Genomic DNA, 18,760 nt, shown 5'->3' with positions numbered 1-18,760 from the left:
GGTTTGCATTGTCAAAAGCCAAAGCTTTTCGAGTTGTGGGGGTTGTTGCCATGGGCGCCTTGATGGCTGCCTGCGCTTCGCCCAAGGCAAAAGTCGCCAAACGAACCCATGGCAAGGAATATTTCGCTGAATCAGAATACGGCGTGAAAGCAAGTCCGCGGGTTGTCAGTGATCTCAGGAACATCCCCCGCGGCGGCGGCCGCAACCAAATCGGGCGGCCTTATCAAGTAGCCGGAAAATGGTACTACCCCAAAGAAGAGCCGGGTTATATCCGCAAGGGCAGGGCATCGTGGTACGGCTCCGCTTTCCATGGCCGTCTGACCGCCAATGGTGAGATTTACGATACGACCCGCTTGACTGCCGCACATCCGACAATGCCGCTGCCGAGCTATGCGCGCGTGACCAATCTCTCCAATGGAAGTTCGGTGATCGTGCGCGTCAACGATCGCGGACCCTACCACAGTGACCGTGTGATCGATCTTTCGCAAAAGGCGGCGACCGTGCTCGATTATCAGCATACCGGTACGGCCGATGTGAAGGTTGAATATGTGGGCCGGGCGCCACTCGAAGGTAGCGACGATTCCTTCCTGATGGCCTCCTATCGTGGCCCGGGTGCCGCAGATCCATGGGGTCAGCCCGCATCTGGCGTCATGATCGCCATGAATGGCGCAACCCCGACACAGCGCGCACGGGTTGCGATTCCTGGAATGCAGCCACAGCAGTCCGCCGGCATCCAGGTTGCCAGTCTCGACGGCCAACCGGTATCGTTGAGCGACCAGGCGGCGCGCCTCGCCACACCGGCGCCACAGCCGGCCATGGTACCCACCGGCAATAGTGCACTGAGCTTTGATGCCGACATCGTTCCGGTTCTGCCCTTGATTGGTCCCTATATCGACGACAAGCCGACCATTCTGCTCGGTTCGCTCAAGGGTGGTAAACCAGCGGTATCTCCCTTCATCAGTTCCTATGCGAGCGAGCGGGTCGCAGACGCCAACAGCACATTACAGGCCACTACCGAGCTTCTGTCGCCGGAGACGGTTTCCACTGCATGGAAAGCCATGAACAAATTGCCGGGCGGCGTTGCACCGACGGCCGAATATGTCGATGTCGGCCTCTTTGCCGACAAGGCCGAGGCTGGCCGTGTGATGAGGGTGCTTTCGCGTCTGGGTAGAGTGGAATTGTCTGAGGTCGCCAGCCCGGATGGGCCTCGCATTGCTCTGGTAGCCCGGGCAAACACGGCAAAGAATACCGACGCGCTGCTTCTGGCTGCGTGGAACGCCGGAGCCGGCGATGCATTTGTCGTTCGCGATGACGGCAACTGATCTCCATTTATCAAAATGCCTTCCGACCCGGCCATTCCGTATCGCTGCCCTTGGCGTCGCAATAGTGCTTGCATCTATTGCCGTAGCAGGTGCGCAAGATGCGCTGTTCGACACCAAGGCAAAGCAAGCCCTGATGATCGAGGATCAGACAGGCACGATCCTTTATGCAAAATCGCCCGATACCCTGATCGAACCCGCGGCGCTTGCCAAGCTGATGACCATGGAAGTCGTGTTTCATGAGCTCAAGTCCGGCAAGATCACGCTCGCGACGCAATATACTGTCAGCGAAAATGCCTGGCGTACCGGCGGCGCGCCATCGGGTGGCTCCACCATGTTCGCCAAGCTCAAATCGTCGATCAGTGTCGGCGATCTGATCCAGGGTGTTATCGTGCAATCTGCCAATGATGGCTGCATAATCCTTGCGGAAGGCCTTGCCGGGTCGGAACCAAAATTTGCCGAAATGATGAACGCAAGGGCAAAAGAAATCGGCCTGAAGAATTCGACCTTTGTCAATTCGACCGGATTGCCCGACCCGCAGCAACGCGTTTCATTGACCGACCTCGTGGCCCTGGCGCGGCATATCTACAAGGAATATCCGGCATACTACCGCACCTATGCGCAAGACAGTTTTACCTGGAACAACATCTTCCAGCGCAACCGCAATCCGCTGTTGCGGCTCGATATCGGCGCGGATGGCATGGGCACCGGTTACACCGAGCAGTCAGGCTATGGCATCGTCGGAGCGGCGACAAGGAACGGCAGGCGCTATATCGTTGCGCTGAGCGGCCTCGCCAGCGACAAGGAACGGGCCGAGGAAGCCAGGCGGATCTTCGAGTGGGCGTATCAAGCATTCGAGGAGATCGATATCTTCGCCGAAGGTGAAGCGATCGGAGAAGCGAGCGTATTTGGCGGCGTCAAATCAGGCGTTCCGCTCAAGGCACATGAAAAGGTCAGCCTTCTCGTGCCTGTTGCCAATCGAGATCGTCTTAAGGCGCATATCATCTATCAAGGCCCTCTTGTTGCTCCGCTGAAGGCCGATGAGCAGGTCGGTACCCTGCGCATCTGGATCGGAGACGTCCTGGCACAGGAGACACCAGTCTTCACGGCGGAAGCGGTCGAGACCGGCGATCTGAAGAAGCGCTCGTTCGACGCTGTCTTCGAATTGGCCACGGGCTGGGTCCGGCAACTCAAGTTCTAAGTATTACTGCCTCGACCTTTTCAAACGTGGACGCTAGAACCATCTCAAATAGACTGAGACTCTGCATCGAAAGACGGCGACGAGCGTGCAAGGACTATTCATCACATTTGAAGGCGGCGAAGGCGCGGGTAAATCGACACAGATTGCGCGCCTGGCCGAATATCTGCGCGGGCAGGGCGATGATGTGCTGGTGACGCGTGAGCCGGGCGGTTCGCCCGGCGCCGAAGCTGTGCGCCACGTCATCCTGAGCGGTGCTGCCGAACCTTTCGGTCCTGCCATGGAGGCCCTGTTGTTTGCGGCAGCACGCAATGACCATGTCGAACAGGTACTCCGGCAGGCCGTGAAATCTGGCCGTATGGTGCTTTGCGACCGCTATATCGATTCAAGCCGGGTTTATCAGGGCGTTACAGGCGACCTTGACCCGGGCTTGATGCGTGCCATCGAACAGGCAGCCATTAACGGCCTCATGCCTGATCTGACAATCATCCTCGATCTGCCAGCTGAGGTCGGTCTACAGCGCGCCAACGCCCGGCGCGGAGCGGAAGCGGCTGACCGTTTTGAAAAGGAAACCATCGATCTGCATCGCAAGCGGCGCGATTCTTATCTTGCGATTGCAGCCGAGGAACCGGACCGGTGCAAGGTCGTCGCTGCAGACCGGCCCGCCGGCGAGATTGCCAAGGAGATTGCGACGGTTGTTGACCAATTGAAGGCAAACCGTGGGATTAAAACGAAGCGGACCGTCGAGGTGGCAAAATGAGCGATGCGGTTCTCGACGTACCGGCAACCCACGATGCGATCGACGGCGTACCTGCGCCTTCCGCCAATCCGGTATTGTTCGGTCATGCCGGGATAAGATCGTTCCTTGCGCAAGCGTATCAGTCGGGTCACATGCACCACGCCCTCCTGCTGGAAGGGCCGCAGGGCGTTGGCAAGGCGACCCTGGCGTTTCATATGACCGGGCACATGCTGAGGTATCCGGCAGAACGTGAAGCGCCATTGGAGCTTGCCGAGCCGGATTATGGCATAGCGCCTTACCGGCAGATTGCCAGCGGAACACATCTGGCTGTGTTGCACATCAGCCGGCCGGTCGATGCGAAGACTGGCAAGTTCAAAACCGCCATCACTGTCGATGAAGTACGCCGCGTCACGCATTTCCTCAATCGCACATCGCATGATGGATCATGGCGCATTGTTATTGTCGATCCCGCTGATGACATGAATCGCAATGCGGCCAATGCTTTACTGAAGACTCTTGAAGAACCGCCGCATCGAACGCTGTTCATCTTGATTTCCCATTCCTCGGGCAGGCTGCTGCCCACGATCCGTTCTCGTTGCCAATCGATCCGTTTCGAGCCGCTGGACAAGAAGGATTTGCTTGCAGCATTGTTGGCCATCAATCTCGATGCCCAACAGATGGCCGACGTGGATTCCCTAGTCGCCCATGCCGAGGGCAGTGTGCGCAAGGCAGCCTTGCTGCTGGCGTTCGGCGGGCTTGAGATTTCCGGAACGGTCGATGCCATCCTCGGCAAATCCACCTTCGACGTCCCAAAAGCGCATGCGCTTGCGACAGCCCTTTCAGGCCGCGACGCCGAAATCCAGTATGACCTTTTCCTTGAAGACCTGTTGGCGCGCATTGCCGGGAAAGCGCGACTCGGCGCGGAGCAGGGCGATGTAGTGCTGGCCAACCGCTGGTCCGGCCTTTGGAGTGACATGCAGAATGAGGCGAGGGACGCTGCTGCCTTCAATCTCGATCGCAAGCAGACAGTCCTCATTTTTCTGGGACGAATGCATCGCGCCCTGTCAGGTGCTCGATAGAGCTTGCCGGTATGGCAATCGGGCTGGACATGGGTTATGTCAGGCCACCCAAGATGCCGCAACAAAGACAAATCAGGTCACGCATGAGCCGCGAAACATTTTACATCACAACTGCCATTTCCTACCCGAACGGAAGCCCGCACATCGGCCATGCTTATGAGTTGATCGCGACGGACGCGATTGCGCGGTTCAACCGCCATGACGGTAAGGATGTCCTTTTCCTGAGCGGAACGGACGAGCACGGCATCAAGATGTTGCAGACAGCGAGAAAGGAGGGCATTTCACCGCGGGAGCTTGCGGACAGAAATGCCAAACTTTTCCGTGACATGGGGCATCTGTTGAACGCGTCATATGATGATTTCATTCGCACGACGGAAGAGAGGCATTACAAGGCTTCCCAAGCGATATGGCAGAAAATGGTCGAAGCAGGCGACATCTACAAGGGTGGCTATGCCGGCTGGTACTCCGTGCGCGACGAAGCCTATTACCAGGAAGAAGAGACGGAACTGCGGGCCGACAATGTGCGCTACGGCCCGCAAGGAACGCCTGTGGAATGGCTCGAGGAAGAGAGCTATTTCTTCCGTCTGTCGGCCTATCAGGATCGCTTGCTGAAACTCTACGCCGATAATCCGGGGTTTATCGGTCCGGACGAGCGCCGCAATGAGGTAGTCTCCTTCGTCAAATCCGGTCTCAAGGATCTTTCGGTCTCGCGGACGACATTTGACTGGGGCATTCCAGTTCCCGGTGACGAAAAGCATGTCATGTATGTCTGGGTCGACGCGCTGACCAACTACATTACCGCAGCGGGCTATCCGGACGAAAAAGGCGGAGCGCTGGCGCTATTGGCCCGCCGACGTCCACATAATCGGCAAGGACATCATTCGTTTCCATGCGGTCTACTGGCCCGCGTTCCTGCTGTCTGCAGGCATCGAATTGCCAAAGCGCGTCTATGGCCATGGTTTCGTGTTCAACCGCGGCGAGAAAATGTCGAAATCAGTCGGCAATGTCATCGATCCGGTCTCGCTGGTCGAACACTATGGCCTCGATCAGCTGCGCTATTTCCTGTTGCGAGAAATACCGTTCGGCCAAGATGGCAATTACAGCCATGAATCCATTGTCAACCGCACCAACGCAGACCTCGCCAATGATCTCGGCAATCTGGCGCAACGTTCGCTGTCGATGATCGCCAAGAATTGCGGGGCCAAGGTCCCGCAGCCGGGCGCATTGATTGATGTGGACAAGGCAATCCTGGATCAGGCAACGGCGGCACTGGAGACGGCACGCGGGGCCGTTGGCACGCAAGCCCTGCACCTGGCGCTTGCGGCGATTTTTGGCGTTGTGGCCGAGGCCAATCGCTATTTCGCTTCACAGGAGCCCTGGGCGCTGAAAAAGACCGATCCAGCGCGCATGGACACGGTCCTCTATGTGACCGCGGAGGTCATCCGGCGTATCGGAATACTTTGCCAGCCCTTCATTCCGGGTTCGGCGGCGAAACTGCTAGATATCCTGGCCATTCCGGCGGACAGGCGGAACTTCTCTGATCTTGTGGGTGGTGAACTTGTGCCCGGAGCCGATCTGCCGGCCCCGCAAGCGATTTTCCCGCGTTACGTCGAAGCTGACAGAGAAGCCTAACATACGATGCTTGTCGACAGCCATTGCCATCTGGATTTTGCTGATTTTGCCGAGGAACGGGACGCCATCGTTCAGCGGGCGCTGGATCACGATATCAGGCGGATGGTGACGATTTGCACGCGCGTCCGGCGATTTGGCGATATCATCAAGATCGCCGAGCAGTACGAGAGCGTCTATGCTTCGGTTGGAACGCACCCGAACAACGCGCATGAAGAGCTGGATATAGCGGCCGACGATCTGATCCGGCTTTCGGAGCACCCGAAGGTGGTGGCGATCGGCGAAGCCGGGCTCGACTATCACTATGATTATGCGCCGCCGGAAGCCCAGATGCAGGGATTCCGCACGCATATCGCCGCGTCACGCGCCACGCAGCTGCCACTGGTCATTCATGCACGCAGCGCCGATGAGGACATGATTTCGACGTTGAGGGAAGAAACAGGGAAGGGCGCGTTCCCTTTTATTCTGCACTGTTTTTCCTCGGGTGCGGAACTGGCGCGGGTCGGGGTCGCACTTGGCGGCTATGTCTCCTTTTCCGGCATTCTGACCTTCAAGAATTCACCCGAAATCCGTGAAATTGCCCGCAACGTGCCGCGTGACCGGCTCCTGGTCGAAACTGATGCGCCTTATCTCGCGCCAGCGCCGCACCGTGGCAAACGCAATGAGCCGAGCTTCGTCCTTCATACGGCGGCGGTGCTGGCAGAGACGATTGGTGTCAGCGAAGACGAGATCGGCAAAATAACGACCGACAACGTTTCCCGCCTGTTCACCAAAATACCAAGGCCAGCAGATGCCTGACCGCTTGCGCTTCACCATTCTTGGCTGTGGCTCGTCTCCAGGCGTGCCGCGTATCAATGGTGACTGGGGCAAATGCGATCCAGCCAACCCGAAGAACCGCAGACGCCGTGCCTCCATGCTGGTCGAGCGCATCGCCGAGACCGGCGATGTAACGACTGTCATCATCGACACAGGGCCGGATTTCCGCTCCCAGATGATCGATTTCGGCGCGGGAAAGCTCGATGCCGTCATATATACGCACGCCCATGCCGACCATATTCACGGCCTTGACGACCTTCGAACCTTTGTCATCGACCGCCGGGATCTTGTTGATATCTACGCGGACGTAACAACCCAAAAGCGCTTGTACGAAGGTTTTGCCTATTGCTTCAAGACCCCGGAAGGTTCGAGTTACCCACCAATTTTGCGGCCGCATGAGATCGTCCATCACGAACCTTTCCAAATCAACGGGTCGGGTGGTGCCATTCGCTTCTTGCCACTGCCACAGGTGCATGGCGATATCCTCTCCCTGGGCTTCCGTATTGCCGATGTCGCTTATTGTTCCGACGTCAGCGCTTTCCCCGACACGACAGCTGCGCAGTTGTTCGACCTTGACACATTGATTATCGACGCGTTGCAATACAGGCCCCATCCGAGCCATTTTTCCCTTGAAGAATCAATGGATTGGATCAATAAGCTCAAGCCACGTCGAGCAATCCTGACGCATATGCACGTGCCATTGGATTATGAAACCGTGCTGCGTGACACGCCAGACAATGTCGAACCGGCCTTTGACGGGCTGTCATTCGAGGTTGAACTATGAGCAAAAGCGTCGAACGTGTTCGCCGGGCAGCCCATGCTGCCGGACTCGACATCGAAATCCGCCAGATGGCCGATTCAACCCATACGGCCGAAGACGCGGCAATCCAGTGCGGCGTTACCGTCGCGCAAATCGTTAAATCGCTGATCTTTCAAGGCGCTGATACCGATGAGCTCTATCTGTTTCTGGTGTCCGGTCCACGCAAACTGGATCTCGACAAAGCGTCCAGGTTAACGGGCGAGAAATTGCATCGTGCCGATCCAAAACACGTCCGCAAGCAAACCGGCTTTGCCATTGGCGGCGTCTCACCATTGGGACATCTCATCGACATCAAGGCTTATGCTGATGAAAGCCTGATGCAGTTTGATGTTGTCTGGGCAGCAGCAGGTGGCACTAACTTCGTTTTTCCAAGTGAGCCTATGGTTCTGGTAGAAGCTGCGAAGGCGCAAATTGCGGATATTACCGGCTGATTGGCCTGTTCAGCCATATGAAATGGTTCCATAATCTATCTTATGCGATTTTTGTATGGATGTTGTGGACAAGTCTGCAGCCGCTTCCCTCCATCATATTCGCCACTGCTGACCTGGCCTAGTATTCGCTCATGAAACCCTCACGCGACATTACCCGTCTACTTGATATCATGACCGCACTCCGGACCCCGGTTACCGGCTGTCCGTGGGACCTGGAGCAGGATTTCAAATCCATCGCGCCGTACACGCTCGAGGAAGCGTTTGAGGTTATTGATGCGATCGAGCGTAACGATATCGATGATCTGCGCGAAGAACTTGGCGATCTGTTGTTGCAGGTCGTATTTCACGCGCGCATGGCCGAGGAGCTCAAGGCTTTCGATTTCGGCGATGTGGTACAGGCCATCACCCATAAGATGATCCGCCGGCATCCCCACGTCTTTGGCGAGCAAGCCGCACGCGGCGCTGGCATGGCCAAGGGCATGTGGGACAAGATCAAGGCAGAGGAAAAAGCTGAACGCCGTGAGCGCCGGGCGGCACTCAATCTCGGCCTGGCTGAAGCAGATGGCTTCCTCGATGATATACCGCACGGCTTTCCCGCTTTGATGCGCGCCTTGAAGCTGCAGCAGAAAGCAGCGAAAGTCGGTTTCGACTGGTCGGAGGCCGGACCGATCCTCGACAAGATCGAGGAGGAAATCGGAGAGTTGAAAGAAGCAATCGCCAGCGGCAATCAGCAAGACACTGAAGAAGAATATGGCGATCTGCTATTCGCCCTGGTCAATCTCGGCAGGCATCTGAAGCTCGAACCGGAAAGCGCCCTGCGCGGCACGAACGAGAAGTTCCGCAAACGCTTTCACTATATCGAGCGCAAATTGGCCGAACAGGAACAATCGCTGGATGCGGCAACGCTCGACGAAATGGAAGCTTTATGGCAGGAAGCCAAGAAAACGAAATAGAGGCCGTCGAAATAGGTGGCTTACCTATTGCTTTTGCTCACTATTTTCTCATCGAGCATTGCTTGCGAACTGACTGTCATGTCCATGGACAGCGTTATCGAACCATCGTCGAGGTCTTTGCGCTTTACGTTGCTCGAATGCTGATAGATCCAATCCATCAGGCGCATTTGATTATGCTGCAGCGTGATCTTGACCTTCGTCAGCTTGCCGGCAATCCGGTCTTCAATCTCCTTGAGGAGGGCGTCGATGCCCTCGCCCGTCATGGCTGAAACCGGAAGGGGATGTTCGTCGCCAGTGGCGGCCGCGCTAAGGCGCTGCGCCGCCTCGCGGCCGGCAGCATCGAGCAAGTCAATCTTGTTCCAGACTTCGATAATGCGTTTCGCATCGCCGCGTTCAATCCCGAGGCTGTTCATGATCGCGTGTACGTCTTCGGCCTGTGCGGCGGTATCGGGGTCGGAAATATCGCGTACATGCAGGATGAGATCGGCCTCGACGACCTCTTCCAGCGTTGCCCGGAACGCGGCGACCAAATGCGTTGGCAGATTGGAAATGAAACCAACCGTATCGGAAAGGATGATCGTTTCGCCGTGTTCAAGCTTGATGCGCCGCAAGGTTGGGTCCAGCGCCGCGAAGAGCATATCTTCGGCAACGACCCCTGCTCCGGTCAAACGGTTGAAGAGCGTGGATTTACCGGCATTCGTGTAGCCGACGAGTGCGACGACCGGATGCGGCACTTTCTTGCGCTTGGCTCTGTGCAGCGTACGTGTTCGCACCACCGTTTCGAGTTCGCGTTTGATGCGCAGTATCTTTTCCTGCAAAGCGCGCCTGTCTGCCTCGATCTGGGTTTCACCGGGACCGCCAAGGAAGCCGCCACCGCCACGCTGGCGTTCCAGGTGGGTCCAACTGCGGACCAGACGGCCCTTCTGATAGGTCAGATGCGCCAGTTCGACCTGGAGAGCACCCTCCTTCGTCTGGGCGCGCCGTCCGAATATTTCAAGAATGAGCCCGGTCCTGTCGAGAACCTTCGCATTCCATTCCTTTTCAAGATTGCGCTGCTGCACCGGCGTCAGCGAATGATCGACGATCACCAATTCTGCGTGCGAAGCCTCAATAATCTCGGCAATGGATCTCGACTTTGCCTGTCCCCAGCAATGTTGCGGGCCGCGGCGCGGAGACCTGTACGATGTCCGAATGAACGATATCGAGGTCGATGGCTCGTGCAAGACCCTCGGCCTCTTCAAGCCTGGCTTCGTCACTGCGCTGGAACTCATGCTGGTATTTGGGGCGGTTATTTTCGTCGGTCTTGCCGCCGTCATTGAAGCGTTGCGGCAAGATCGGCACGATGACAAGAGCGCGCGTCGGTTCCCTGGCGGTTTCGCCATTTTCGGCAATTGCGCCAGTTTTTTGTGCGTTACGCCTCGGTTCTCTTGTCAAATTTTGTCTCAGTCGCTCTCTTCAACTTCGAACATCTGCACGGGTTGGCTCGGCATGATGGTCGAAATAGCATGTTTATAGACGAGCTGTGAATGGCCGTCACGGCGCAAAAGCACACAGAAATTGTCGAAAGACGTGACAATTCCGGTCAATTTCACACCATTAATGAGGAAAATTGTCAGAGAAATCTTCTGTTTTCTGACTGAATTCAGAAAAAGGTCCTGAAGATTCTGCGATCGTTCAGCCATTGTTTTTGTCCTTTTATGCGATCAGCAAACGTGTCTCATACAAAATTCTGCGGCGGAAGCAAATCTTCTCTGCTCCAGCAGGAGGTGAAAAATACCGCTCTGTTAGTCCCCTCACTCTCCGGTTAACAGGATGGCGTTTTTTCCGCAATGTCAAAAAACGCTTCTCGCAAGGAAAGTGTAGTTGTTCCAGGGTGGCCATTTGCTACCGATTCGCCGTCAATCGCAACGATTGGCATTACGACCGTGGTCGCTGCCGTCATGAAAACCTCTTTCGCTTGTCTGGCCTCGTCCACTGAAAATCCCCGTTCCTCGATCTTCAATCCCAAATTTTTTGCCACGTCGAAAATAGTCGTGCGTGTGATGCCGCGCAAGATTCCGCTCTCCGCGGGTCTTGTGACAAGAACACCGTCCTTGGTGACAATCCACGCATTGGTGGCCGCACCTTCCTTGACCGTGCCGTCGGGATCGATAAACCAGGCTTCCTGCGCCCCCTCCTCCTTCGCTTGCTGGCGGGCAAGCACATTAGGCAAGAGACCGATCGACTTGATGTCGACGCGTTCCCACCGGTTTTCCGGCACGGTAATCACTTTAATGCCTGTTGCCGCCCTGGCCGCCGAAGCAGCCGGGTCGGTACGCTTCGCAGTGATGACGATGGATGGGGGCGTGTCCGCCGATGGAAAGATGTGATCGCGTTTGGCGACGCCGCGAGTAACCTGAAGGTAGACCAGACCGTTGCGTACCCTATTCCTGCGCACGACTTCCCGGATCACCGCTTGCAGGGCCTTGCGCTCCATCGGCCAGGCGATTCTCAATTCGGAAAGCGAACGGCCGAGACGATCGAGATGGCGCGTCATGTCCATGATATTACCGCGGGCGATCTCGCAAACCTCATAGACGCCATCTGCGAACTGATAGCCGCGATCTTCGATGTGGATGCCGGCTTCGGAGTGCGGGACGTACCGGCCGTTTACATAGGCGATGCGGGACATTGCCTTCACTCCTACTCGAACGTTCCGAAAACGATGCGCATCGGCGATTGAAGCGCAATGCGCTTGCCAGAGTCCTCAAGCGTTCCGGTCTCGATATCGCGTTTGAAGATGGCAATGCCGCCGCCCTTCTGATTGGCGACCAGCATGAACCTGCCAGATGGGTCAATGGTAAAATTGCGCGGGCCCAGGCCCTGGGAGGACGTCCAGCCCATCAATGAAATCGCTCCGGTCTCTGCAATCGCGTAACTGACGATACTGTTGTGGCCGCGATTGGAGCCATAGAGAAAGCGGCCATCAGCACTGACGGCAATCTCTGCACAGGTATTTGTGCCCGTGAAACCATCCGGCAGGGTTGGCAGTGTCTGGGAGATCGTTAACGCGGCGGTTGCCGAATTGTAAAGCAAAACTGAAACGGTGCTGTTCAACTCATTGATGACATAGGCAATTTTTCCGTTTGGATGGAATATCATATGGCGCGGGCCGGCACCATCGGGCAATTGAGTAAACGGCGTTGCGGCAAGAGCAAGACTTTCGCCCTTGGCCGGCTGTTTATAGGCCATGATCCGGTCGAGACCGAGATCGCAGACGAAAACATAGCGATTGTCGGGGCTCACAACGGCGCAATGACCGTGTTGGCGCCTCTCTGTTGGCAGGATGGCGTTCTTGCCTTCATGAGCTGCAGTGGCGAAAGCTGGATCAAGTCCGCCATCAGAACGGATGGCAAATGCGGCGACCGCGTTACCCGGACGTGCACCCAATTCCGCTACGGTGTAGTTGGATGCAAATATCAACGTGCCAGTCTGGTCGAAACCGAGATGGCACGTGGTATTGCCCAAGGTCGGCTGCATGTTGATGTAGGACAATGTCCCGGTCGCAGGATCGATGTCGAAGGCAACCGCCAGATTTTCATTCCATGCAGGAATTTCAACGGCGGCGTAGAGACGCCGACGCTTCTCGTCAATCGCGAGATACCCCGGATTGTCGATTGGGAGATATTCACTTGCGAGCGTCAGATCGCCAGTCTGATCATTAAAATGAAAGACGCTGATGCCCTTTCCCTCACCGGGCAAGGCGTTGCGATTCTGGTTGCCGACAAAAGCGAATGTTTTTGACATGGGTGATCTCATGAATTCGGAGCTGTGAGATGGAGAGTCTCTCCATCGTGGGGAATGATGAGTCTATGCTTAGCGATCTTGAGTGTGTTCGCATAGGTCTGGAGATCGTTGCGTGTGACCGTCGCATGGTCCAGCGCCTCCATATGCGTTGCGATGATTTTTGTTTTCTCCGGAGCAATGCGGCAAACCTCGACGGTCTGTTCGGCGTCCATGACGATCAGGATGTCATCCCATTTGGCGCCGCAGGAATGGGTGACGATGATATCCGGACTTACGGCTTCGATTGTCTGCGTTACCGGAGGATAAAGTATCGTGTCCCCGGCCCAATAGATTGAGGGTTCGCCATCGGCTTCGATCGTGAAGCCCATGACCTGCCCCATCTTGTCAAGGACAGCTCCTGAACCGTGGTTGCCTTCACGGCGTTTCAGTCGGATGCCGTTGACCGTCAGTTCATCGATCAGCGGGCTCACACCGGTGAATCCAAACGATCTGATTTTCTCCTCATCCCCCGGCTGGCAAATGAGCGGCAGGTGCTTGGGAACAAGGTCCTGCGCAACTTTATCGAAATGATCCGCATGGAGATGGGAAACGATCACGATCTCGACACCGGCAAGAATGTCGCCGGTAGCAACCGGCAGTTCCGTCATGGGATTGGGCGACCGGCCCGTAAAGGACGGCCGGCTGTGCTTTGGTCCAAAATCCGGGTCGATCAGGATCATAGATCCTGCATAGTCGAGTTTCAGCGTTGCATTGCGAAGGAGTTGCAATTTCATAGTCGGATCTCGCTATTGATCAGAAAAATTCGAGGCTGACGCGGAACATCTGTTCCACCTGCTTGACGGTTTCGGACGTGGCGAAAAGTACCACACGATCCTTCGGCTTAATACGCACATTGCCGTCCGGTTTGATAACTTCGCCGCTGCGGTAGATCGCTCCAATTCGCAATCCGGGAGGTAAATCGAGGTCGCGCAGTGACGCACCGACCATTGGTGACGTCTCCAATGCCTCAGCTTCAATAATCTCCGCCCTGCCCTTCTGCACACTGTGAACGGCGCGAATGCGTCCACGGCGCACATGCTGGAGCACGCGCGAAATTGTCACGGCGCGTGGACTGATATGCGCGTCTATGCCGAGCGACTTGCTCAAATCCAGATAGTCCGGATTGTTGATGAGCACGAGGTTGGCCTGGCAACCGAGACGCTTGGCCATAACTGCGGCGAGCAGGTTGACCTGATCGTCATTGGTTAATGCCACCAACAGGTCCGCATCTTGAATTTCGGCCTCGATCAGCAGCTTTTGGTCGAGTGCGCTGCCGTGCAACACCAGAGAATTGCGAAGCTCGTCCGCGATCACGTTGGCGCGCTTGAGACTTGACTCGATGACCTTGACTTTGGTTCTTGGCTGCCTTGCCTCGATTGTCTGTGCAACGTAGAAGCCAATATTGCCGCCCCCAGCGATAATGATGCGCTTTGCCTCCGGCTCCTCATGGCCAAAGAGTGCAAGAGTGCGCTGAACCTGCAGTTTGGTCGTGGCGACATAGGCAATATCGCCTGCCCTCATCTGGTTGCTGGAACCGGGTATAAGCAATTCGTCGTTGCGAACGATTGCCATGACTGTAGCCGGCAGGTCTGGAAATAGTTCAGTCAGCTGAAGCAGTGGCGTGTTGATCAATGGACAATCGTCCAGGCATTCCACCCCAAGTACGACGATCTCATCATTGGCGAAGCGCACCACGTCGCTGGCACCTGGAAGGGCTATGCGGCGCAACACCATTTCACCAACTTCAAGCTCTGGCGAAATGATGACGTCGATCGGCATGTGATCTCGCGAGAACAAATCCTGATAGTGCGAATGCAGGTAGGCTTGAGCGCGGATGCGGGCAATCTTGGTAGGAACGTTGAACAATGCGTGTGCAACTTCGCAGGCAACGATGTTGACCTCATCATACAGTGTGGCGGCGATGATCATGTCGGCTTGATCGGCGCCTGCCGCCGCCAGCACATCCGGATGGGCCCCGTGGCCGACGAAGCCGCGTACGTCCAGTGTATCGCGCACAGCCTGGATGAGTTCCGGCGATGTATCTATCACGGAAATATCGTTATCTTCCGCGGCGAGACGCTCCGCTATGCCGTAGCCGACCTGTCCTGCGCCGCAGATGATCACCCGCATATTGTAATTATACCCCGAGGGATTTCAGCTTCCGGTGTAGTGCTGAACGTTCCATACCAACGAATTCGGCGGTACGCGAGATGTTTCCGCCGAAACGATTGATCTGGGCAATCAGATACTCCTTCTCGAAGCGTTCACGCGCCTCACGCAATGGCAACGCCATGATGTGCTGATCGGATTCCGTGGGCGCTTTCGGCAACGTATCGCCAATTTCCGCAGGCAGGAGATCAGCCGTAATCACAGCCTCGGGATCATCGCCGCGAGCCAGAATGATCAGCCGTTCGATATTGTTGCGCAATTGACGGATATTACCCGGCCATGAATGTGATTGCAGCACCGCCATGGCATCGGGACCGATCTTGCGCGGTTTGATGCCTGCCTGGTCAGCGATCTGGCCCATGAAAAACTCGACAAGGGCGGGGATATCATCACGGCGATCCGCCAATGGCGGTACAATCACCGGAACGACCGCGAGGCGGTGGAACAAATCTTCGCGGAATCGGCCTTCGGCAATCATTGCTTCAAGGTTTTGGGCTGTGGAGGAGATGATACGGACGTCCACCTTCACGCGTTTGGTGCCACCCACCCGTTCAAACTGCTGATCCACCAACACACGCAAGATCTTGTTTTGCGTCTCCCGCGGCATATCAGCAATTTCGTTGAGGTAAAGAATGCCGCCATGGGCCTCTTCCAGCGCACCGACCTTGCGCTCGCCGCCATCCGACTCCGTACCGAACAGCTCGACTTCCATGCGTTCAGGCGTGATCGTCGCGGCGTTCAAATTGACGAACGGGCCCTTGGCACGACCCGACAGCGCATGAATGGCCCGCGCGGTTAGCTCCTTGCCTGCTCCAGACGGCCCGGTAATCATGATGCGGCTGTTGGTCGGTGCCACGCGTTCAATGGTCTGGCGAAGGTGATTCATCGAAAGCGACGTCCCTAGAAGCTCGAAGCTTTCGCTGGACCGTTTGCGCAAATCAGACACTTCGCGCCGGAGTTTCGAGGTCTCCAGAGCGCGCTCGGCGATCAGAATCAACCGGTCGGCCTTGAAAGGCTTTTCAATGAAATCATAGGCGCCACGGCGGATCGCCGAAACCGCGGTTTCGATGTTGCCATGACCGGAAATCATGACAACCGGAACTTCGGGATGGCGAAGTTTGATCTCATCGAGCAGTGCCAGGCCGTCGAGACGGCTGCCCTGCATCCAGATATCGAGGAAGATCAGCCGGGGAATGCGGTCGTCGATCGCCGCAAGGGCGCTGTCTGCGTCCGATGCAACCCGAGTCTCGTAACCTTCGTCACTCAGAATTCCTGCAACAAGCTCGCGGATGTCGACTTCATCGTCGACGACAAGAATGTCAGATGCCATTTAGTTCACCTGTTTTGCCGAGTTATCGGTATTTTCGCTGACCTCTGAGGAGGTGTGTGTGGTCGGAAAAGTCATGCGGATCATTGCGCCCCGTCCTCCATAAAAGTCGTCAGGCGCATCATGCAATTCGAGGTTTCCAGCGTGGTCCTCGACAATCTTCTTGACGATAGCAAGGCCGAGACCCGTCCCTTTGTCCCGCGTTGTCATATAGGGTTCCAGCAGACGCTGCCTGTGTTCGCGCGGCAATCCCTTGCCGTTGTCGAGAATCTCTACAATGAGCGTGTCAGCATCTCGTCTGGAACGGACGAGAATATGCCCGTCGGTGTGACCCTCTTTTACAATGGAATCAACAGATTCAGCGGCATTCTTGATAACGTTTCCAAATGCCTGTCCCAATAGTCGGCTGTCAAACTGGCCGATCAACGGTGCGTCGCCGAAGTCCCGTTCAAAACGGATATCGCTTCGGCTTACTTCGACCAGAAAAGAGGCCTCCCGCAGGGCTTCACGCAAATCCACCGGTTTGATTTCCGGCTTTGGCATACGCGCGAATGATGAGAACTCGTCAACCATGCGGCCAATATCTCCGACCTGGCGAATTATGGTATCCGTGCACTGTTCAAAAACTTCGCGGTCCTCGGTGATGACTTTGCCATACCGCCGGCGCAAACGTTCAGCGGATAGCTGAATGGGGGTCAACGGATTCTTGATCTCATGAGCAATGCGCCGGGCCACGTCGGCCCATGCCGACGAGCGCTGCGCTTCAACCAGATCGGTAATGTCATCCACGGTCACGACATAGGAATGCTCAATCGAATCAGCGTCTTCCAAGGTGATCTGTACATTGAAAGTGCGGGCACTGCCACGTCGTGACATGGTGACCTGCTCGCGATAGACAGACCTCCCCGTGGCGTGCGCGACCTCGAAGACAAGTCCGATTTCGGGCACAAGGGCGGTGAGGTTCTTGCCCACCACCGCTGCGGGATCGAGCGAGAGCATTGTCTCAGCGGAGCGGTTGATGATGCCAATCGCTCCATCGCCATTCACACTGATGACGCCAGCAGTCACACCCGACAGCACCGCTTCGGAAAACCGCCTCCGCTCGTCGATCTGATCCTTGGCCGCGACGAGGTCACTGCGTTGCGTGCTCAGTTGCCGAACCATGGTGTTGAAGGTTTGCGACAGTGAGCCAACGTCACCATCGGAGCGGCGGACGGGGACCGAGACATCAAGGTTGCCCGTCGCCACATTGTCCGCTGCACCAATCAGCAACCGGATGGGGCGGACAAGGCGGTCGGCGACCGCAATGCCGGTCCAGATAGCCGACAACAGCAACGTCAGGGTAAGGCCAAAATAGAGCAGCGCAAAAAGGATCTGGGTTGTAATCCCGTTACCATCGGCCTTCTGCGCCTCCTCTGCCCGCCTTTCCATTACACGGCTGGAACTGAGGATGTCGGCATCCACGGGTCTCACTGCATAGAGAAAAAGCCCTGGAATTTCTCGCAACTTGATTACCGCACTGAGCAGATTTGTTCTCTCCGGCGGGATAAGTACGGGTTTGCCATCAGCGGCCGTATCGAGCACAGACTTCGCCACGGTCGGTATCTTGATATCGGTTTTGATATCTGCCCGTACCGCGGTTTCTCCGTTCGGCCTGATAAGGGCGGCGCTGATAAGACCCCGGCCGATCGCCTGTTGTGTCACCAGCCGGGTGAAGCCGCTGCGATCGAGATTATATAGTGTTCGTTGTCCATCGAGGTCATTGACCATCTCAAGCGTCGTGCCCTGCAGGTTGCGGGCACTTTCCTGGATATATGAATTGGCGAGGTTGATGGATGAATTGACGATCGTCGTTGTCCGCATCTCGAACCATCGATCGAGACCAAGATCAAGAGTAATCGAAGCAACGATGGCGACGATCAATGCCGGAACAGCGGCAACCAGCGAAAAAAGAACAACAAGACGTACATGCAGACGCGACGCTGCCTTACCCCTACTTCGAGCTTGGGCAATGCGGAAAATCTCCCGGGCAATCAGGGCAATCAACGCTATGATCAAGACCGCATTGATGCTTGTCAGCAGCAGGGTAATCCGGCTATCGGGGACGATTGGCGTCATCCCAGTCAGGATGAAAAAAGTGACGCCGGTGGTCAGCAATGCCAGAACAACGGTTGCAATACCTATCCGCGAATAAAACCTCTGGTTGCTGCCGCCACCAGCGCCAGACCCTGAAGTCCCAAACAGATTGACCGAGTTTGATAAGAGCATCGCTTGTGTGATTCCAGCCACGTGGCACTCATGCAACACATTGTGGCGGAAATGCAACGTTTTGTCGTTGCGCTAGGCGAATGTTCAACAATTTAGATGGGCCGTGGCGACCGCCACAGAATTCTTTCGGCGTGAGTGAGAAGGGTTCGCCTAAACCGGCAATCGGTGTAGTCTATGCGCGAAATCA

At 56.3% G+C, this 18,760-nt stretch carries 15 protein-coding genes and 2 pseudogenes; 9 read left to right on the top strand and 8 right to left on the bottom strand.

Annotated features, from left to right (window positions below):
* The first annotated feature begins 62 nt into the window (after positions 1 to 62).
* The 9 genes and pseudogenes from N8E89_RS29010 to mazG all read left to right on the top strand — a co-directional run bounded on the left by N8E89_RS29010 (position 63) and on the right by mazG (position 8,984).
* Positions 63 to 1,322 carry a septal ring lytic transglycosylase RlpA family protein gene (locus tag N8E89_RS29010; protein ID WP_410010383.1) on the top strand — a complete coding sequence of 420 codons (1,260 nt, stop codon included), beginning with the start codon at positions 63 to 65 and terminating at the stop codon, positions 1,320 to 1,322.
* Positions 1,291 to 2,520 carry a D-alanyl-D-alanine carboxypeptidase family protein gene (locus N8E89_RS15995; RefSeq protein ID WP_210203775.1) on the top strand — a complete coding sequence of 410 codons (1,230 nt, stop codon included), beginning with the start codon at positions 1,291 to 1,293 and terminating at the stop codon, positions 2,518 to 2,520. The genes N8E89_RS29010 and N8E89_RS15995 overlap by 32 nt, the downstream gene beginning before the upstream one ends.
* Before the next feature lie 85 nt (positions 2,521 to 2,605).
* Complete coding sequence (tmk, locus tag N8E89_RS15990) at positions 2,606 to 3,277, top strand: dTMP kinase (protein ID WP_106665215.1); 672 nt, start codon at positions 2,606 to 2,608, stop codon at positions 3,275 to 3,277.
* Positions 3,274 to 4,335: a DNA polymerase III subunit delta' gene (locus tag N8E89_RS15985; RefSeq protein WP_106665214.1), complete on the top strand. Its 1,062-nt coding sequence runs from the start codon at positions 3,274 to 3,276 to the stop codon at positions 4,333 to 4,335. The genes tmk and N8E89_RS15985 overlap by 4 nt, the downstream gene beginning before the upstream one ends.
* A gap of 83 nt (positions 4,336 to 4,418) precedes the next feature.
* A pseudogene (metG, locus tag N8E89_RS15980) lies at positions 4,419 to 5,967 on the top strand (methionine--tRNA ligase).
* A 6-nt stretch (positions 5,968 to 5,973) separates the two neighbouring features.
* On the top strand, positions 5,974 to 6,762 hold the full coding sequence (locus tag N8E89_RS15975; protein WP_106665212.1) for a TatD family hydrolase: 789 nt from the start codon (positions 5,974 to 5,976) through the stop codon (positions 6,760 to 6,762).
* Complete coding sequence (locus N8E89_RS15970) at positions 6,755 to 7,564, top strand: MBL fold metallo-hydrolase (protein WP_106665211.1); 810 nt, start codon at positions 6,755 to 6,757, stop codon at positions 7,562 to 7,564. The genes N8E89_RS15975 and N8E89_RS15970 overlap by 8 nt, the downstream gene beginning before the upstream one ends.
* Complete coding sequence (locus tag N8E89_RS15965) at positions 7,561 to 8,031, top strand: YbaK/EbsC family protein (protein WP_106665210.1); 471 nt, start codon at positions 7,561 to 7,563, stop codon at positions 8,029 to 8,031. The genes N8E89_RS15970 and N8E89_RS15965 overlap by 4 nt, the downstream gene beginning before the upstream one ends.
* Positions 8,032 to 8,162: 131 nt before the next feature.
* Positions 8,163 to 8,984 (top strand): nucleoside triphosphate pyrophosphohydrolase, encoded by an 822-nt coding sequence (mazG, locus tag N8E89_RS15960; protein ID WP_262260489.1) that lies wholly within the window; start codon positions 8,163 to 8,165, stop codon positions 8,982 to 8,984.
* 20 nt (positions 8,985 to 9,004) lie between these two features.
* Here the strand turns inward: mazG and hflX are convergent.
* The 8 genes and pseudogenes from hflX to N8E89_RS15920 all read right to left on the bottom strand — a co-directional run bounded on the left by hflX (position 9,005) and on the right by N8E89_RS15920 (position 18,573).
* Positions 9,005 to 10,376, bottom strand: a pseudogene (gene hflX, locus N8E89_RS15955) (GTPase HflX).
* Positions 10,377 to 10,426: 50 nt separating this feature from the next.
* Positions 10,427 to 10,666, bottom strand: coding sequence for an RNA chaperone Hfq (gene hfq, locus N8E89_RS15950; RefSeq protein ID WP_008129219.1), 240 nt, complete (start codon positions 10,664 to 10,666; stop codon positions 10,427 to 10,429).
* Positions 10,667 to 10,788: 122 nt separating this feature from the next.
* On the bottom strand, positions 10,789 to 11,655 hold the full coding sequence (locus N8E89_RS15945; protein WP_106665207.1) for a D-amino-acid transaminase: 867 nt from the start codon (positions 11,653 to 11,655) through the stop codon (positions 10,789 to 10,791).
* 11 nt (positions 11,656 to 11,666) lie between these two features.
* Positions 11,667 to 12,770, bottom strand: coding sequence for a lactonase family protein (locus tag N8E89_RS15940; RefSeq protein WP_262260487.1), 1,104 nt, complete (start codon positions 12,768 to 12,770; stop codon positions 11,667 to 11,669).
* An 8-nt stretch (positions 12,771 to 12,778) separates the two neighbouring features.
* Positions 12,779 to 13,543, bottom strand: a complete 765-nt coding sequence (locus N8E89_RS15935) for an MBL fold metallo-hydrolase (RefSeq protein WP_262260486.1) — start codon at positions 13,541 to 13,543, stop codon at positions 12,779 to 12,781.
* A gap of 19 nt (positions 13,544 to 13,562) precedes the next feature.
* The gene (gene trkA / locus N8E89_RS15930) at positions 13,563 to 14,939 is read right to left on the bottom strand and encodes a Trk system potassium transporter TrkA (protein WP_262260485.1); all 1,377 of its coding nucleotides are present in this window, start codon (positions 14,937 to 14,939) and stop codon (positions 13,563 to 13,565) included.
* A gap of 7 nt (positions 14,940 to 14,946) precedes the next feature.
* Complete coding sequence (locus N8E89_RS15925; RefSeq protein WP_106665203.1) at positions 14,947 to 16,308, bottom strand: nitrogen assimilation response regulator NtrX; 1,362 nt, start codon at positions 16,306 to 16,308, stop codon at positions 14,947 to 14,949.
* Positions 16,309 to 18,573, bottom strand: coding sequence for a sensor histidine kinase NtrY-like (locus N8E89_RS15920; RefSeq protein WP_262260484.1), 2,265 nt, complete (start codon positions 18,571 to 18,573; stop codon positions 16,309 to 16,311). It abuts the gene before it with no gap.
* Positions 18,574 to 18,760: the final 187 nt, after the last annotated feature.

This window comes from Phyllobacterium sp. A18/5-2 (genome assembly GCF_025452215.1).
Taxonomy (GTDB): domain Bacteria; phylum Pseudomonadota; class Alphaproteobacteria; order Rhizobiales; family Rhizobiaceae; genus Phyllobacterium; species Phyllobacterium sophorae.
The sequence above is the reverse complement of the archived record's forward strand: the minus strand, read 5'-3'. Positions and strand labels throughout refer to the sequence as shown.

Bases quoted from the DNA above. Each gene is read 5' to 3' on its own strand.
- N8E89_RS15985 (WP_106665214.1), top strand. From the start codon at position 3,274: ATGAGCGATGCGGTTCTCGACGTACCGGCAACCCACGATGCGATCGAC.
- N8E89_RS15920 (WP_262260484.1), bottom strand. From the start codon at position 18,573: ATGCTCTTATCAAACTCGGTCAATCTGTTTGGGACTTCAGGGTCTGGC.
- N8E89_RS15965 (WP_106665210.1), top strand. From the start codon at position 7,561: ATGAGCAAAAGCGTCGAACGTGTTCGCCGGGCAGCCCATGCTGCCGGA.
- mazG (WP_262260489.1), top strand. From the start codon at position 8,163: ATGAAACCCTCACGCGACATTACCCGTCTACTTGATATCATGACCGCA.
- N8E89_RS15935 (WP_262260486.1), bottom strand. From the start codon at position 13,543: ATGAAATTGCAACTCCTTCGCAATGCAACGCTGAAACTCGACTATGCA.
- N8E89_RS15940 (WP_262260487.1), bottom strand. From the start codon at position 12,770: ATGTCAAAAACATTCGCTTTTGTCGGCAACCAGAATCGCAACGCCTTG.
- N8E89_RS15970 (WP_106665211.1), top strand. From the start codon at position 6,755: ATGCCTGACCGCTTGCGCTTCACCATTCTTGGCTGTGGCTCGTCTCCA.
- N8E89_RS29010 (WP_410010383.1), top strand. From the start codon at position 63: ATGGCTGCCTGCGCTTCGCCCAAGGCAAAAGTCGCCAAACGAACCCAT.
- N8E89_RS15945 (WP_106665207.1), bottom strand. From the start codon at position 11,655: ATGTCCCGCATCGCCTATGTAAACGGCCGGTACGTCCCGCACTCCGAA.
- N8E89_RS15995 (WP_210203775.1), top strand. From the start codon at position 1,291: ATGCATTTGTCGTTCGCGATGACGGCAACTGATCTCCATTTATCAAAA.
- hfq (WP_008129219.1), bottom strand. From the start codon at position 10,666: ATGGCTGAACGATCGCAGAATCTTCAGGACCTTTTTCTGAATTCAGTC.
- N8E89_RS15975 (WP_106665212.1), top strand. From the start codon at position 5,974: ATGCTTGTCGACAGCCATTGCCATCTGGATTTTGCTGATTTTGCCGAG.
- trkA (WP_262260485.1), bottom strand. From the start codon at position 14,939: ATGCGGGTGATCATCTGCGGCGCAGGACAGGTCGGCTACGGCATAGCG.
- N8E89_RS15925 (WP_106665203.1), bottom strand. From the start codon at position 16,308: ATGGCATCTGACATTCTTGTCGTCGACGATGAAGTCGACATCCGCGAG.